The sequence below is a fragment of the Pseudomonas sp. UMAB-08 genome (genome assembly GCF_900095225.1).
GTDB lineage: Bacteria > Pseudomonadota > Gammaproteobacteria > Pseudomonadales > Pseudomonadaceae > Aquipseudomonas.
Genome location: NZ_LT607414.1, coordinates 664,977 through 681,064 on the forward strand (window position 1 = coordinate 664,977; position 16,088 = coordinate 681,064).

Consider the following 16,088-nt stretch of genomic DNA (forward strand, 5'->3'; position numbering starts at 1 on the left):
TGCTCCCCGCCCCTCCGCACAATGCCCCTGTCGAGACGCCAATCCGAGAACTGCCGTCCCGGTGCTGTACCGAGCAAACTCGAGCCATACAGAATCTGCCCCCCCCTACAAAGCTAATCGGTAGAGAACACAACGTGCAGCGTTGGAAAATTCGAGCTGTCCGGCCAGGTAATCCCGGAATCGAAACTCACATACACCAAGACCAAGAACCCTTGATCAGGGATCAGACCCCCAAGCCACGATTTTGATACCGTCAGATTGTCTGTCCCACCGACACCTGCAACCAACTCCTGGGCCGCGAGCGGGCGCTTATGGACTGCAACCCATTCACGCCACCCCATAATCGTCTGCCCAAACACCCTGATCCAGATATGCTGGTCCCTCGTCATCAAGGGCCAGGGTTTCAGCGTCAGCTTCAGGCCTTCGGAGGGGATATCCCGCCAGTTCACCACTGCTTGCCCATTTTGGTAGATGACGTGGCTGCATTGAGTGATCGGAAGTACCCCAGGATCGAGCGTTGTTATCTTTAGTTGACGAATCTCGGACCGTAACGTCCCCTCGGGACCCACAACGTCGTAGTACACCGACAGCGCCTTGCCGATGTGTCGCGCAACATATTCTTTTGGAATGTAATAGCGACGCGCACCGGCGACGATGGGTGTCGCCGTTCGAAAAGCCCCCAAACTGCCTGGCTCGCCCCACTGCACCCATAGCTGCTCGTTCGGCTTGATGACCACCGTATCCGCTATCACCACCGTCGCGCCTTCCTCTGCATCGAACGGGTCCAGCACCACCTCCTGTCCAGTGCCCGTCGCGCCGTCGACAACAGGCCAGGGCAGGTCACGCGGAGCGGGAACGGCCTCCACGTTAGCGGGGCGCGAGTGCCCGCTGTTATTACCCGCCCGATCCTCTACCTTATAATGCACAAATCGATCACCCTCACCACGCTCACGAATCATTTTGCCTTCAAACGTGAGAAGTAACGGCTTCAAGGTATCGGCTTGGGTCAATGTTCTTGAACCGACCCATTCGTCAGTGTAGAGCTTCTGATCCCAGTACCAGCTCAGGGTATCGCCTGCCCAAACCCTGTTGTAAGTGGGCACTTCAGCCAGGACTTTGTCGCCGTGCGTCTCAAGGTAGTGGGCCGTTACCCCGCCGCTGACGACCTCTTTATCAAACAACAATCGCCCCTGATCACCGCCAAGGGCGGGGGAAGAGGCGATGGTGAGCACCAGCGGGTCAGAAGAGGCTAAGCCGCCGTTGAACGTCATTACTTCGTAGTGCAGACGATGCGTGCCTGCTGCGCTCAAATACCGTGGTTCAACCATCAAGAAAAGCTCGCCAGGCAGAACGGGCTTGGTCCAGGTTTTTTCGGCGACCTTATCGCCATTCCAATACAGGTAAAGATGTTCCGGCTCATCGGGCGCCGGTTCCGAGTTCAACCACATGGGAACATCAACGCGCAAGGGGTCTTGCAGTGCGCTGGCGGGCAACAGGTTTTCTTGCCCGCCAGGAATATTGCCAAGGATGGCCCCCACACTCGGGAGCTTAAGGGCCTTATCGTCGCCTCGATTATCGGAACTGTGCATTATCTGCTCTCCTTGAATAAACAGAAGGCCATCATGGCCCTCCATGACGCAGTCAGTTACCAGCTATAACGAACCCCGACGTTGGCACCCCAAGGCTGTTCAATGTTGTCGCCATTGCTGTAGTCAAAATCGGCATGCACTTGCAACCGGTCGGCCAACGACACGGCAATACCCGTGCCCAACTCACCCCGCGAGCCAGACAGGTCATTATTGAAAACATTGTCATTGACGTGCACTTTGTTAGTGTCGGCAAACTCATGAACGTAGGCAATACGCACATAGGGCTGGATCACCTGACCGTTCCCCATGTTGAAGTTACGCCCAGCGGTGGAGCCCAACTTACCCAGCAGGGAGCCCGTGCGATCGCCTTGCCCGGACAAACCATTGTCGAGGTTGTAATCCTTGCCTTGAATGATCACCCCGGACAATTGGGTATAAGGTTCGATGAAGTAGTCGTTATCAAGCGTGATATGCCGACCAAACTCCAGCGATGCGCCCACGCCATTATTATCGTAATCGCCCTTTGCACGATGACCATCGCTCAACGCCACGCTGGACTCATTTTGGAAACGGTTGAACTTGAGTACGCCATCGAAGTAATAACCGCTCTGTTCATCGAGCCAGGTGGTGTAGGCACCCACATAATAACTGTCGACCGTACCGGATGTGCCGCGCTGTAAATCCAGATCGGACTTGCTGTATCCGCCCATCAAGCCCGCCAGCCACTGGCCGTCACCCACCGGCAACGGTGCATCTGCACCGAAGGAAATCCCCTGCTGAGTCTGCTGGTAACCTGTTCCGGAAACCGCAGATACATTGTATTTATTACCGTAGGCACGTATCCAGCCGCCCGTCTTGCCAGCGTCCATGCGCACTTCGCCCATGCGGCTGCGCAGTGTGCTGAGCTCGCCGTACCAGACGGTGGGTGCGGCATTGAACAATGCCAGCACCGAACGCGCGCCAGGGCTGATAGCCCGAGTTTGCGTATTGAGGTACCAATCATCGCCACGCTGTGTCAGCCCGTAGGAAAATGTGCCCAGATCGACCGGGCCGTTGAGCAATGAAAACTGGGCATCGCCACCGGCGATATGCACTACATGAAGCCTGTTGTCGGTCAGCGGGTCATTGCCGCTGCTGCCGATCAGCAGGTTATGGTTGCCCGACGCGGTGCCGGTAACGTTCAAAAAATCAGCCTGACCCGTGGCGAAATTGGCATCCATCACAAACGTACCGCTGCCAGACAAGGTGCCCACTGACAGGGTGTGAAACGCCGTCGGATCGCCAAATTTGATCGAGCCACCATTCATCGACACGTCGGCTACCGAGCCATCGCCAATCATTACCCATTGGGCGTTACTGTTTACGCTCAGGCTGGCCACGTTCTCCAGCCGTCCGGTCAAGACCGACTGATTCTTGAGCACAACATTCGCCGTGCTGCCAGCCTCGGCGGTCACGTCACCGAGCATAGTGCTTTGGTCAAGAGTGACCTTGGCCGTGCTGTTGCCGGTTAGCTGGATATTACCGGTCAGCGCGCTGTTATTAACGGCCAGGCTCAAAACACCGCCGCGCTGCACATCCAGCATGACGCCATTACCACCGGTCAGGCTCGAACCGTTGCTCACCGTGATATTCGCTGCTATTCCGCCCCCTGCGGCATCACCCCGTACAACAATGGCCGAGCCGTTCTGGCCCACGACCTTGGTGTCGTCCAGTGTCACCGTGCTGGCAGGGGTGCTCGCGGAGACAGAGCGCAAGCTCATACCGTTGGTGCCGCCAATAATCGTACTCGATGTGGCCTTGAGCGTAGCGCCAAACACTTGTATGCCCGTACTGATTTCATTGGTGCCTGTGACCTGAGTGTCATGCAACGTCAGAGAGTTGCCTTCACCGATCAACGCACCCGATACACCCCCCATGATCTTGCTACCGCTCACGTCTGCCGAAGCGGCTTTCAAACCACCGGAATTTAAACGTAACCCCGTACCGGTACCGCTGACACTGCCGCCGACAATAGTGGCCTTACTCCCGGTCAGCGTTACGCCAAAGGCACTGGTTGCCGTGACAACCGAGTGATTGAGATAAATGGTCGAATCCAACGCACTGATAGCGTAGGTGTTCGCGCCGTTGGCGGTCAGGATGCCACCTGCACTCACCTCATAACTGTCAACGGCGTAAGAACTGTCGATGGTTCTATCGCCGGTAATCGGTGTCGCCAACCCCTGTGAACTCATCACCATAAACGGCGCAATGGAAATCATCTTCAGCGCGCGCGCCAGCGGTGCGTAAGTGTATTGAATGGATCGTGGCATTGTTGATCATCCCTGGAGTCGATGATTGACGTCGAAAGAGTCCAACCCGACAAAAATCACTCAGGCCGAACTGCAGCGGCGGAGAGCCTACATTTTAATATCCCAAATAAATGTAGGCATCTTCCTACAGATAAGTAGGAAACTTCTTCCGCCGCTTTATTGCGCCTAATCAGCCCCAACACCACACTGGAAAACGCTTCAAGAAAGTTCGCAGACACCGCTTCCATCAAACATGCCAACAACGGCTTGTTCTGTTTCCGAGACGACGTCTACCCCGTTCAGTTTGAACTCATACCTTGTCCGACCAAGACCCGCTGAACCACCGACAAGATAGATGGGTGCAATATGGTCACTGTAGGGCTGAACCCTCCAGATAAAACCTTTGACAGTCTCCGCAGTGAGTTCGATCTCTTCTGTTTTAACCGCGTCATTAATCAACACTCCTCCGGTTCGCTTCGAATACGGTTCCCAAATCAGGGTCACCGTATCGCCAGACTTCAAATAGACAGACAGGTCAGGGACTTGTACCCGTATGGCATGATCTGGCCCATCCAATGAGCTGCAATTGAGATAACCGTTGCCAGGATAACGATCCGGGTACGTGGGCGCGTCCGGAGTGATAACGACGGCAGTGACCTCGACAACGGTAGTTTCCGACTGTTGTTCATTGGTCGAACCCGGACTGCCGATGCGGTAGTGCACCGGTACCGGTTTATTGCCGGCGTGCTGGATGTAAGACCATGGAATGGTAACTTTCTTAAAACCGCCTGAGGCATCGCCAGGGGCAATGGTATAGGTCGCTTCGCTGACCAGCTCTGCGTCCCAATAAAATTCAATGTATTCGCCCGCGTTCAAAGGGCCATACAAATCAAATTCGAGGTCAGCAGGTTGATCTTTGTCGGCCTCTGTCAGTTTGTCTGGGGTATTTGACACTCTACCTCTGACGACGGCCACGGGAAGGGCTGTGTTAACCGGATTTGGCCACTCAGGATCATCGTCAGGCCTTGCCGGACCTATCACTGAAAAGTCGACGTCGACTGTCGTCTCTGGTGTTTGCTCACTGGGCTGAGTGCCGCGCATTACCCGATAGCTGACATTCGTGGTTAACGCGCCGCTGGCTGAACCATATTCAGCCCGGAGTATTTGTGCAGGTACTGAGATCTCCAAAGGGAATACAGGAGAAGCTCCGACCGGATAAAGCGCTACCTCTGTCGTTCCCCACGTGAGTTCAATCTGGTCGTCTCCACCCACATGGAAGCCGGTAAACGCAGGTATCTGCACCCTCACATTCGCGATCGCATCATTGAGATCAATCAGGCCATCGTCGTCTGCAAAGGGCACTACCGGATCTTGCAGGTCGAGCGGTATAGGGCCGAGCGCAACGCTCGTGGGGGTGAGTGTCTTTGGATAACGGCTCCGGTTGCCAGCCTTATCGTGCAACGAATAAAAGGCGACTACAGCGCCATCACCCTTTTCCTTGATATAGTCCGCTGGAAAAATGACCTCTTGGTCGGTATTTGCCGGCCCGACCACGCGAATGGTAGCAACAGGTGACAAATCGGGATCGCTGGGCAGAGGTGACTTTTCCCACCAGAATGAAACGGTGTCCCCGTCTTGCCAGTCTGGATAGCCGGGCACGGTGCCGATGACCTGATCGCCGTTGTCCTCCAGATACCCGTCGGTAATGGTGTCCTCCGGCAATACCAAAGAAGGAGGCTCGTCGTCGCCATAAGGGGCTGTCTTGTCGCAGATCAAGGGGAGCACAACCGATAAGTTGGGAGCGCCGCCAATCCAAGACTCGAGTTTATAGCGGAGCTGATAACGGCCATCTGCCAGATGTCGCTTCGGAATTGACATCTCCTGTGGGAAATCGGCTGACGTCAGTGGTCCCGGAAAAGATGCTGTGCCGACGTCAACATAGGGTTCTAGAGTGTCATCGGGGTTTACATAAGCCCACTGCAAGGTGACATTGTCGACGTCTTCAGGGTACTCCGGCAAAACCTTCCATGCCGGGATTTTTACCGCCAGATCGTCTCCAAGCACGGTCGAATCCAACGTACCGTCCGTGGCATCTATGATTCCACTTACCTCAGGCACCGTAAGATCAGCCCTGGTTTCAGCCCGGCTCTGCCAATAATTTCGGCGTGCCTCTTCTGCGTTTAGTTTTTTTTTCGAAAGTGCCATGTTGAATGCTCCCTGCAAGTCCATTTCAGCCATACCTGAGCCCATGGCTGTTCGATGCAACGCGGTAGAAAGGAGGCAACTGCAAACATACCGCGCTGCCAGGTCGGTCAAGACCTGATCGAAATTAGAACGCCGATTACTTCCGCTGGATACTGTCAGAAATGACAGGTAGGCCGTCTTTCCGAGTGAATTCCGCTGAACGGTAAGGTCCTGCAGCGCCCATACGACGTCGAAACCTGCGGTTAGACATGGCGGCTTAACGGCAATAGTTTCTCCGATGCGGCACGTCTGTTTCATTTTGGCGCCGAACCCTCTGCGAGATGCCCCTAGGACACCGCTCGGTAGAGGATTACAATCCCCGCCCTCACACCGATGACCGATTTTCTGCGAATGCTGACCTGTTCCGTATACCCGCTGCCGTACCGCGCCAACCCCGCCGAGTATTTCTCGAGAGTTCGCCATGCTCCGGGGGCCGTGCTGCTTGACAGCGGCAGGCCGACCGCCGACCGCGGACTGTTCGATCTGCTCAGCGCATGGCCTGTAGAGCAGTTGCTGGTGCAGCCTGAGGAAACCGGCAGCGGCTTCCTCCAACGCCTGCGTCAAAGTCTCGAGCAGCTAGGCACCGCGCAACTGCCCGAAGACTGTCCACTGCCATTTGCAGGTGGGTTGATCGGCTACCTCAGTTACGATTTTGGTCGGCGTCTGGAGCCTCTGCCCGCCCACGCCATCGATGATCTGCAACTGCCTGATGCGCGCCTCGGTGTTTATGCGTGGGCGATGATCAGCGATCACCAGCAAGGCACCAGTCAATTGGTGTTCCATCCTGCATTGCCCGACAGCGAACGGCAGCGCTTGCTCACGCTGTTTTCACACGTGCCTGCCGCTGACTCGGCGACCTTCAAACTGATCGGTGCCTTCAAGGCCGACCTGACTGAACGTGATTACCGCAGCGCGTTTATGCGCATTCAGGCCTACATCCAGTCCGGCGACTGTTATCAAGTCAATTTTGCCCAACGCTTCCAGGCCGATTGCCAAGGCGACCCCTGGGCGGCTTACTGCGCCTTGCGCAGGGCCTGCCCGACGCCCTTTTCCGGCTTCATGACCTTGCCTGACAACAACGCCCTGCTGAGCCTGTCTCCGGAACGTTTTGTGCAAGTCAGTCACCGTAAAGTGGAAACCCGCCCGATCAAAGGTACCCGCCCGCGTAGCAAGGACATGGCGCAAGACGCCGCCTATGCCGCCGAGTTGCTGAACAGCCCGAAGGACCGTGCCGAAAACCTGATGATCGTCGATTTGCTGCGAAATGATCTGGGCCGCAGTTGCAAGACTGGCTCGGTGACAGTCCCGGAACTGTTCAGCCTGGAAAGTTACCCGAACGTGCATCACTTGGTGAGCAGCGTGACGGGAGAACTGGCTGCGGATAAGGATTCGCTGGACCTGATCGCCGGCAGCTTCCCCGGAGGTTCGATCACCGGCGCGCCGAAAATTCGAGCGATGCAGATTATCGACGAGCTGGAGCCCACGCGTCGGACGCTGTACTGCGGATCATTGATGTATCTGGATGTGCGTGGAGAGATGGACAGTTCCATCGCCATTCGCAGCCTGCTGGTCAAGGATGGACGTGTTTCGTGCTGGGGCGGCGGCGGCATTGTCGCCGATTCGGAGTGCGAAGCCGAATACCAAGAGTCAATCACCAAGGTGCGAGTGCTGCTCGATACGTTGCAGGCTCTTTAAGCGTAACGTGCTGGCCTTTGCGACCAGCGCGCTACCGGTGCAGCCTTACAGACTCAATTCACGGTTCGACGCCTTGAGGAATTCTTTCTTCAGGTCCTCGAAGGTGTGCACGGCTGGAAACTGCGGAAATTCGCGGATCACGTTTTCCGGCGCATGGAACAGAATGCCTGCGTCTGCCTCACCGAGCATGGTGGTGTCGTTGTACGAATCACCGGCCGCGATGACACGATAGTACAGACTCTTGAACGCCAGAACCGACTGACGTTTCGGGTCTTTCTGACGCAGCTGATAGCTGGCGACACGGTCCGTCTCGTCGGTGATCAGACGATGGCAGAGCAAGGTCGGGAAGCCCAGCTGACGCATCAGTGGCTGAGAAAATTCGTAGAAGGTGTCCGACAGAATCACCACCTGGAAACGCTCGCGCAGCCAGTTGACGAATTCGATGGCGCCGTCCAGCGGGCTGAGGGTCGCGATCACTTCCTGAATATCAGAAAGCTTCAAGCCGTGCTCATCGAGAATCCGCAGACGCTGCTTCATCAGTACGTCGTAATCGGGAATATCCCGGGTGGTCGCCCTCAGCGATTCGATACCGGTTTTTTCAGCAAAGGCGATCCAGATCTCCGGGACCAGCACGCCTTCCAGGTCGAGACAGGCAATTTCCACAGAACACTCCTAGAGGGGACTTCAAAAAAGAAGCGGCACTTTAGGTCGTCTGATCAATTATTTCCAGCAGCGCAGCACCTACGCCAACCGGCAATTGCCCAAAAGATTTTGTTACTATTGCAACCATTACGAGCGCGAAGCGCCATACCTGTTAGGAAGCCGCCTGATGAGCCAACCCTTCAACGTCGCCGAACTTGCAGCGACTTACGCCAACAAATCTGCACAGGACATCCTGAAACTGGCTTTCGAGCATTTCGGTGATGAGTTGTGGATCTCATTCAGCGGTGCCGAAGATGTGGTGCTGGTGGACATGGCCTGGAAGCTGAACAAGAACGTCAAAGTGTTCAGCCTGGACACGGGGCGCCTGCACCCGGAAACCTATCGGTTCATCGAACAGACGCGTGAGCATTACAAAATTGATATCGAGCTGATTTCGCCGGATCAGCGCGTGCTCGAACCGTTCGTCAAGGAAAAGGGTTTGTTCAGTTTCTACAAGGATGGCCATGGCGAATGCTGCGGTATCCGCAAAATCCAGCCGTTGCGCCGTAAGCTGGCAGGGGTCAAGGCCTGGGCCACCGGTCAACGCCGGGACCAGAGCCCGAGCACCCGCAGCGAGGTTGCCGTCCTGGAAATCGACAGCGCCTTCTCCACCCCTGAGCGTGCGCTGTACAAATTCAACCCGTTGGCGCAAATGACCAGCGAAGAGATCTGGGGTTATATCCGCATGCTGGAGTTGCCTTACAACACCTTGCATGAGCGCGGCTTCATCAGCATCGGCTGCGAGCCTTGCACGCGCCCCGTGCTGCCGAACCAGCATGAACGCGAAGGCCGTTGGTGGTGGGAAGAGTCCACGCAGAAAGAGTGCGGACTGCACTCAGGGAACCTGATCGCCAAGGTGTAAGGCTGACACCACCTTCGCGAATCTACTCGCGAAGGGTTTGATGCGGTGTGCCAGGCACACCGCCTTGATCGCAATCAGTGCACTGGCAATTCGACACCCTCGAACAACTCTTCGAGCTCTTGCTTGTTATGGCACTGGATGGCTTTGGCCATCACTTCGCGAGTCAGGTGCGGCGCGAACTTCTCGATGAAGTCGCACATGAAACCACGCAGGAAGGTACCGCGACGGAAACCGATCTTGGTGATGCTCGCTTCGAACAGTTCGCTGGCATCAAGCACCACCAGATCACTATCGAGCTTGGCGTCTACTGCCATTTTCGCCACGATACCGACACCCAGGCCCAGACGGACGTAGGTTTTTATCACGTCAGCATCGGCGGCAGTGAACACCACTTTAGGGGTCAGGCCACGGTGGCTGAACGCTTCGTCCAGCTTTGACCGACCGGTAAAACCAAAGACATAGGTCACGATAGGGTATTCGGCCAGCACTTCCAGTGTCAGCTTTGGCACCTTGGTCAGCGGATGGCCTTGTGGCACGACGACGCATCGGTTCCAGCGGTAGCACGGCATCATCACCAGATCACCGAACAACTCCAGCGCTTCAGTCGCGATAGCGAAATCCACAGTGCCATCTGCGGCCATTTCGGCGATCTGCATCGGCGAGCCCTGATGCATGTGCAGCGCGACGTCCGGGTATTGCTTGATGAAACTGCTGATCACCGGCGGCAAGGCATAACGCGCCTGGGTGTGAGTGGTCGCAATCGACAGCGTGCCTTTTTTCTCGTTGGAAAACTCTTGGGCAATCTGCTTGATGCTCTCGACTTTGCGCAGGATCTCGCCAGCGGTAGTAATGATTCTTTCACCGGCCGGCGTGACCCGGGTCAAGTGTTTGCCGCTGCGAGCAAAGACTTCGACGCCCAGTTCGTCTTCCAGCAAGCGAATCTGCTTGCTGATCCCTGGCTGCGAGGTATACAGACTCTGAGCCGTCGCGGAAACGTTGAGGTCGTGGTGCGCCACTTCCCAGATGTAGCGCAATTGTTGAAGCTTCATATGTATCCCTCAAAGCAGTAGACGCCACGGTCATCAGCGACGGTATATAACTATATTAATGGTTGAACCGATAAAGCTAGAACTTTTTATCACTTTTACAGAGCAATGGCACGCTCAATTTCAGCGATACACAGACTTATTCGCGCCCACGATGCATGGGCACCATGTAGACCGGAACCTCCGACAACTGCAGAACCCTGGCGACGGTACGGCCCAGTGGCGTATCGCCTTCTGTGCCACGGCTGTGGCTGCCGACGATCAACAGATCGACGGCCAGCTTTTGCGCTTGCTCGAGGATCACATTGGAAGGATCCCCCTGAATCACCCGCACCGTGCGAATCAACGCCAGGTCCTGATGACCTTCGCCTAACTCGTCTCGAAAGCCATTCAGAACGCGCTGCTCAATCGTTTCCATGACGGTGTTCAAGCCTTGGGTGTGCAACTCTTTCAACGTGTCCTCATCAAGATAGCTCTGCAAAACCGACTCGGCGAACAACCCTATGGGCTCCACCGCATGGATCACATTCAGCTCGGCATTGAAGGTTCGCGCCAGCGCCAAGGCATGTTGCAAGACATAAGGCGCATAAAGACCGAGGTCAGTGGCATACAGCATTGAACGAATCATACGACCTCCTCGATTGCCAATAGTGGCGGAGATTGACTGAGCTTAGCAGCGCCTTGACGACTGCGGCGGCCGCTATCTCACGAGGAAACAAAGGCTCACGGTTTTACTTCATTGCTGATGCCGTGCGGCACATGCCCCGTCGCAACGACATCACGCGCCTTTTCGCAATGCCCAGGCTGATCGTCAAAAAACACATCGGCGGCGAAGGCTTCAAGAAAGGCCGATTTTTCCAGACCGCCCAGAAACAGCGACTCGTCCAGGCGAATATTCCATTCCCGCAATGTGCGAATCACCCGCTCATGCGCTGGCGCAGAGCGCGCGGTAACCAGCGCGGTACGGATCGGGCAAGCGTCCTCGGGAAACTCGCGCTGCAACAGGTTCAGCGCGGCAAGAAAGGGCTTGAACGGACCTCCACGTAACGGCTCGCGCGCTGACTCACGCTCACTGGCCTGAAACGCTTCCAGCCCGTCGGATTGATAGACTCGCTCGGACTCGTCGGAAAACAGCACCGCGTCGCCATCAAACGCAATGCGCAATTCGGCACTGGCCGCACGGCGTGCGCCGCCAGACAGAATCGTCGCTGCGGCAAAGCCGGCGTCCAGAGCGCTGCGCACATCCTCGGCGTGGGTCGAGAGAAACAAATGACAGCCAAACGCCGCCAGATACGGATAAGGGCTACGCCCTCCGACGAAAGCAGCACGCGTGATGTCCAGGCCATAATGCTGGATCGAGTTGAATACCCGCAGCCCCGTATCGGCGCTGTTGCGCGAAACCAGAATGACTTCGACCCGCGACGTCTCCAGCCTCGCATTCAGGCTAAGGAGTTTCTCCACCAACAGGTAGGCATCGCCCTGTTCGAGGATCTCATCCTCATGCTCGATCTGGTATTGGCGATACGCCCCCACACCCTCAGTCTCGTACACCGCATGGCTTTCGCGCAGATCGAATAGCGCTCGCGATGAAATCGCCAGGACCAATTTTTTACCTAGACCTGTAGCCATATATCACCCTGCCTGGCTGTGTCAGCCGTTACGCCTATCGATGAAGGCCAATGCCTGGTACAACGCGCGAATCCTGGGCATCTCATGCCCGGCGTTCAGCGCTGCCGCCAATGGCTTGGCATAGATAGCTTCCAACTCCAGGGGTCGTTTTTCCAGAAAATCAAGGTACATGCTTGGTCTGTAATCCGGCATTTTTTCTGTCACGGCAAACAAATGTTCGGCGTACCCCTCGGGCAAGGCATGCCCACATGCCCGAGCCCCTTGCACCACTTCGCTCATCACTGCCTGAATCAACTCGCGGCTATTCGCGTCGCCCATTAACGGCGTGGTGCTCGCCCTCAGCAGCACGGACAGACCGTTATACGGGACGTTCCAGACCAGTTTCTGCCAGCGCGCCTGAGCCAGGCTGGGCGTCGCCTGGGATTCCAGCCCGGCCTTGCGAAACAGCTCGGCCCCCTCCTCGGTGATGCTCAGCCGAGATGCCGCGTCAGTTGCCGGACCGCTGTGGTACCCGAGATTTACCGCACCCAACGCCTGATGCGTGATAACCCCCGGCGCAGTTCGGTGGACACAAACAAAGCACAAACCACCCAACAGGTGCAGCGACGCTGGCAACAATGACTGCAGATCGTCCTCGACACCCAGACCATTTTGCAGCAACAGGACTTTCGCGCCGGGCGCTGCAGCCTGGGTGATGATCGGTGCAAGGTCCGCATTGCTGGTGGTTTTAGTACCGACCAGCAACCAATCACAAGGCGGCATATCCGCAGCCGAGGAATAAGCCTGCACCGGATTCAAGGTCAGAGCACCATGAACGGCACTGTCCAGATGCAGGCCATTGTGTGCCACCGCCGCAAACTCATTGCGCAATAGAAAATGCACATCAAAGCCGGCGCGAGACAGCATCAAACCGTAAAAACCGCCAATCGCACCGGTGCCTATAATTCCGATCCGTACCCGTATCGCTTTACTCACCCTGGCAACTCCCCGTCATGGCAACTCTTCAGCATCAATACTCAACACCCGATTCAAGCCCGCGCGGAGCTCGGACAACGTCAATCGGGCATGCAAAGCCCCATAGAATTCACCGTCACGCACCACAAACAACGCCGGCAGATGGAACACCTGATAACGCTGAACCACGCCCCCATTTTCAGCGGCGTCAATCCAGCACACACGCTCGACAGGCAGATCGAGGCGGGGCAACGCGTCCCTGGCCCAGCGACAACTGGCACACCCGACGCTGGTAAAAATGACCAGCGAGGTGCCCGGCAACGTCAGCAAACGCTGATCTACATCGAAGTCGGTCAGTTCCAATTCGTTCACAAAAGACCTCCTGAAGACTGGCTGCACACTATCCGTCCCGACGGGCCCGCTTGCAAATTCCTCTTTGAATCGCGTACGGCCTAGTCTTTTTCGACACCACATCTGTCCGCCAAAGATAGCGATCAGGCCATGCCGCCGGGATTAAAGCCGCGTTTGCCCATTGTCGAACAACCGGATAACGCGCTAAGGTTCCGGTCCCCGCTGTGCTCAATCGTGCTGGGCTCCGCCGCACGGGGATCGTTGGCGGCCAGCACCCGTGACCTGACGAGTAACACGATGGCTGATTTACCGATTGACGACCTCAACGTTGCTTCCAATGAAACCCTGATCACACCAGATCAGCTCAAGCGCGAACTCCCGCTTACAGAAGCTGCTCTGCGTACGGTGACCAAGGGCCGCGAAGTGATCCGCAACATCCTCGATGGCAAGGATCACCGCCTGTTCGTCGTGATCGGGCCGTGCTCGATCCATGACATCAAGGCTGCCCACGAATACGCCAATCGCCTCAAGGCCCTTGCCGCTGAAGTGTCGGACACCATGTACCTGGTGATGCGCGTGTATTTCGAGAAACCGCGCACAACCGTGGGCTGGAAAGGCCTGATCAATGACCCGTATATGGATGACTCGTTCAAGATTCAGGACGGTCTGCACATTGGTCGCAAGCTGCTGCTTGATCTGGCTGAAATGGGCCTGCCAGCAGCCACTGAAGCCCTTGACCCGATCTCCCCGCAGTACTTGCAGGATTTGATCAGTTGGTCGGCCATCGGCGCACGCACCACTGAATCACAAACCCACCGCGAGATGGCTTCCGGCCTGTCTTCAGCCGTTGGCTTCAAGAATGGCACTGACGGCGGTCTGACCGTTGCCATCAACGCCTTGCAGTCGGTCTCCAGCCCCCATCGCTTCCTGGGCATCAACCAGGAAGGCGGGGTATCCATTGTCACCACCAAAGGCAACGCCTACGGTCATGTGGTTTTGCGCGGCGGCAATGGCAAGCCTAACTACGACTCGGTCAGTGTCGCCGTATGCGAGCAGGCGCTGAACAAGGCCGGTATTCGCCCTAACATTATGGTCGACTGCAGCCACGCCAACTCCAACAAGGACCCGGCCCTGCAACCGCTGGTAATGGAAAACGTTGCTAACCAGATCCTCGAAGGCAACCAGTCAATCATCGGCCTGATGGTTGAAAGCAACTTGAACTGGGGCAGCCAGTCGATCCCAAAAAACCTCGAAGAGCTGCAATACGGCGTGTCCGTCACCGATGCCTGCATCGATTGGGAAAACACTGAGAAAACCCTGCGCAGCATGCATGCCAAACTCAAGGACGTGCTGCCCAAGCGCCAACGCGACTGATTGCTGCCGAAACAAAAACGCCGAGCAAATGCTCGGCGTTTTTCATTATCGTGGCGGCATCCTGATCAGATTTTTGCCGCATGTCGCTGGTGACGTTCCATGTACCGCTCAACATACGAGCAAGAAGGAATCACTGTGTAGCCCATGCTGTCGGCATACGCGAGCGCCTGCTCGGTCAATGCAGCAGCGATACCTCGGCCTCGCAGGGCATTGGGCACAAACGTCCGATAGATATCCAGGGTCTGCTTACCTAGGTCCATATAAGTCAGATAGGCACGATGGCCGTCCACATTGGTCTCGAACTGATGGCCAACATGGTCATGGTGGATGGACAACGCCTCGCTCATCACTGCTCCTCGCGGGTCTTGAAATTAGACCCCTACCTTACCGATGTTTTTCCGGCGAAGGAACCTCTACGCCACCCCTGTGCCTGTTTTGGACATCGAGAACAGCTTTGCTATTCTCCTGCACACGAGCACCTGCAAATAGTAGGCGTCATTTCGGTATTTGCTCAAGCTGTTGCAGGGGAGGCGCTAAAAAATCCGACGGTCGCTCCGACAGTAGATGTGAACATTGCCGGATGCTGTCGATTGAGACGAGTTCGCGATGAGAAAGTCACCCGCGTACCCGCGCAAAAAAGCAAACTCATGACTGACACGGAACATGGGCCCGGTGGGGAGGCGCCATATACTAGCCCGCAAATCGTCTATTCTCTTCTTTACCCGGTCTAGGGCGTCCTTGAGCCCTGCCCGATTCAGAACGAACGCCACCAAGTTGATGCTGACGATTGGATAATTTTCATACAAATTCCCCGAGAAGTTGTTCGGAACAGTTTAAAACACAAGAAATTTGCCCGCTTCTTGCGCTTCCTCAGTTTACTTACTACAAACAATGGGTAGTATGTACCGCGGTCATTTTCTCACTTTCGAGAGATGACTATTCATTAGAAAGTCCTGGAAGGTGAACACGATGAACAACGCTCTGAAATTCTCTGCTTTGGCTCTGGCCGCAATTCTGGCTACTGGTTGCAGCAGCGTCTCCAAAGAAACCGAAGCTCGTCTGACTGCTACCGAAGACGCAGCCGCTCGCTCCCAAGCACGCGCTGATGAAGCCTATCGCAAGGCTGATGAAGCTCTGGCTGCTGCTCAAAAAGCTCAGCAAACTGCTGACGAAGCCAACGAACGCGCTCTGCGTATGTTGGACAAAGCAAGCCGTAAGTAATAATCTTTCGAGATTATTGAAAAGCCGATCCAGTTCTGGATCGGCTTTTTTATTGCCTTGGTTTTACTCCAGGCAATAAAAAACCCGCCTACCCAGCCTTCGCGTTCAAGGCACGGCAGACGGGTTCGCTTGC

Annotated in this window: 14 protein-coding genes; 4 read left to right on the forward strand and 10 right to left on the reverse strand. The window is 56.0% G+C overall.

Annotated elements, in window-relative coordinates:
- Positions 1-113 precede the first annotated feature (113 nt).
- The 3 genes from K0F75_RS02835 to K0F75_RS02845 all read right to left on the reverse strand — a co-directional run bounded on the left by K0F75_RS02835 (position 114) and on the right by K0F75_RS02845 (position 6,115).
- Complete coding sequence (locus tag K0F75_RS02835) at positions 114-1,589, reverse strand: hypothetical protein (RefSeq protein WP_219060241.1); 1,476 nt, start codon at positions 1,587-1,589, stop codon at positions 114-116.
- A gap of 56 nt (positions 1,590-1,645) precedes the next feature.
- Positions 1,646-3,898: an autotransporter outer membrane beta-barrel domain-containing protein gene (locus K0F75_RS02840; RefSeq protein ID WP_219060243.1), complete on the reverse strand. Its 2,253-nt coding sequence runs from the start codon at positions 3,896-3,898 to the stop codon at positions 1,646-1,648.
- Positions 3,899-4,096: 198 nt separating this feature from the next.
- A complete protein-coding gene (locus K0F75_RS02845; RefSeq protein WP_219060245.1) occupies positions 4,097-6,115 on the reverse strand; it encodes a hypothetical protein in 2,019 nt (672 codons plus the stop codon).
- A gap of 357 nt (positions 6,116-6,472) precedes the next feature.
- Here K0F75_RS02845 and pabB point away from each other — a divergent pair, with 357 nt between their 5' ends.
- Positions 6,473-7,816: an aminodeoxychorismate synthase component I gene (gene pabB, locus K0F75_RS02850; RefSeq protein WP_219060373.1), complete on the forward strand. Its 1,344-nt coding sequence runs from the start codon at positions 6,473-6,475 to the stop codon at positions 7,814-7,816.
- A 45-nt stretch (positions 7,817-7,861) separates the two neighbouring features.
- On the opposite strand, the gene thrH is transcribed toward pabB, so the two are convergent.
- The gene (gene thrH, locus K0F75_RS02855) at positions 7,862-8,479 is read right to left on the reverse strand and encodes a bifunctional phosphoserine phosphatase/homoserine phosphotransferase ThrH (RefSeq protein WP_219060247.1); all 618 of its coding nucleotides are present in this window, start codon (positions 8,477-8,479) and stop codon (positions 7,862-7,864) included.
- 166 nt (positions 8,480-8,645) lie between these two features.
- Between thrH and K0F75_RS02860 the strand changes: the two genes are divergently transcribed.
- Positions 8,646-9,380 (forward strand): phosphoadenylyl-sulfate reductase, encoded by a 735-nt coding sequence (locus tag K0F75_RS02860; protein ID WP_219060249.1) that lies wholly within the window; start codon positions 8,646-8,648, stop codon positions 9,378-9,380.
- A gap of 74 nt (positions 9,381-9,454) precedes the next feature.
- Here the strand turns inward: K0F75_RS02860 and cysB are convergent, their stop codons facing one another.
- The 5 genes from cysB to K0F75_RS02885 form a co-directional block, all read right to left on the reverse strand.
- Complete coding sequence (gene cysB / locus K0F75_RS02865; protein ID WP_219060251.1) at positions 9,455-10,429, reverse strand: HTH-type transcriptional regulator CysB; 975 nt, start codon at positions 10,427-10,429, stop codon at positions 9,455-9,457.
- Between the two features lie 136 nt (positions 10,430-10,565).
- Positions 10,566-11,054 (reverse strand): universal stress protein, encoded by a 489-nt coding sequence (locus tag K0F75_RS02870; RefSeq protein WP_219060253.1) that lies wholly within the window; start codon positions 11,052-11,054, stop codon positions 10,566-10,568.
- Between the two features lie 95 nt (positions 11,055-11,149).
- Positions 11,150-12,055 carry a 5'-nucleotidase gene (locus K0F75_RS02875; protein WP_219060255.1) on the reverse strand — a complete coding sequence of 302 codons (906 nt, stop codon included), beginning with the start codon at positions 12,053-12,055 and terminating at the stop codon, positions 11,150-11,152.
- A 21-nt stretch (positions 12,056-12,076) separates the two neighbouring features.
- Entirely contained in the window at positions 12,077-13,030 is a 954-nt protein-coding gene (locus K0F75_RS02880; protein ID WP_219060257.1) for a putative 2-dehydropantoate 2-reductase, read from the reverse strand.
- 15 nt (positions 13,031-13,045) lie between these two features.
- Complete coding sequence (locus K0F75_RS02885) at positions 13,046-13,381, reverse strand: co-chaperone YbbN (protein ID WP_257604241.1); 336 nt, start codon at positions 13,379-13,381, stop codon at positions 13,046-13,048.
- Between the two features lie 276 nt (positions 13,382-13,657).
- Between K0F75_RS02885 and K0F75_RS02890 the strand changes: the two genes are divergently transcribed.
- On the forward strand, positions 13,658-14,734 hold the full coding sequence (locus K0F75_RS02890) for a 3-deoxy-7-phosphoheptulonate synthase (RefSeq protein WP_219060261.1): 1,077 nt from the start codon (positions 13,658-13,660) through the stop codon (positions 14,732-14,734).
- 65 nt (positions 14,735-14,799) lie between these two features.
- Here K0F75_RS02890 and K0F75_RS02895 read toward each other — a convergent pair whose 3' ends face one another.
- Positions 14,800-15,081 carry a GNAT family N-acetyltransferase gene (locus tag K0F75_RS02895; protein WP_219060263.1) on the reverse strand — a complete coding sequence of 94 codons (282 nt, stop codon included), beginning with the start codon at positions 15,079-15,081 and terminating at the stop codon, positions 14,800-14,802.
- Positions 15,082-15,703: 622 nt separating this feature from the next.
- Between K0F75_RS02895 and K0F75_RS02900 the strand changes: the two genes are divergently transcribed.
- Complete coding sequence (locus tag K0F75_RS02900) at positions 15,704-15,955, forward strand: Lpp/OprI family alanine-zipper lipoprotein (RefSeq protein ID WP_219060265.1); 252 nt, start codon at positions 15,704-15,706, stop codon at positions 15,953-15,955.
- The last annotated feature ends 133 nt before the right edge of the window (positions 15,956-16,088 follow it).

Coding starts and splice junctions, on each gene's coding strand:
- pabB (WP_219060373.1), top strand. CDS start 6,473: ATGCTGACCTGTTCCGTATACCCGCTGCCGTACCGCGCCAACCCCGCC.
- K0F75_RS02845 (WP_219060245.1), bottom strand. CDS start 6,115: ATGGCTGAAATGGACTTGCAGGGAGCATTCAACATGGCACTTTCGAAA.
- K0F75_RS02900 (WP_219060265.1), top strand. CDS start 15,704: ATGAACAACGCTCTGAAATTCTCTGCTTTGGCTCTGGCCGCAATTCTG.
- K0F75_RS02835 (WP_219060241.1), bottom strand. CDS start 1,589: ATGCACAGTTCCGATAATCGAGGCGACGATAAGGCCCTTAAGCTCCCG.
- K0F75_RS02875 (WP_219060255.1), bottom strand. CDS start 12,055: ATGGCTACAGGTCTAGGTAAAAAATTGGTCCTGGCGATTTCATCGCGA.
- K0F75_RS02890 (WP_219060261.1), top strand. CDS start 13,658: ATGGCTGATTTACCGATTGACGACCTCAACGTTGCTTCCAATGAAACC.
- K0F75_RS02895 (WP_219060263.1), bottom strand. CDS start 15,081: ATGAGCGAGGCGTTGTCCATCCACCATGACCATGTTGGCCATCAGTTC.
- K0F75_RS02870 (WP_219060253.1), bottom strand. CDS start 11,054: ATGATTCGTTCAATGCTGTATGCCACTGACCTCGGTCTTTATGCGCCT.
- K0F75_RS02860 (WP_219060249.1), top strand. CDS start 8,646: ATGAGCCAACCCTTCAACGTCGCCGAACTTGCAGCGACTTACGCCAAC.
- K0F75_RS02840 (WP_219060243.1), bottom strand. CDS start 3,898: ATGCCACGATCCATTCAATACACTTACGCACCGCTGGCGCGCGCGCTG.
- cysB (WP_219060251.1), bottom strand. CDS start 10,429: ATGAAGCTTCAACAATTGCGCTACATCTGGGAAGTGGCGCACCACGAC.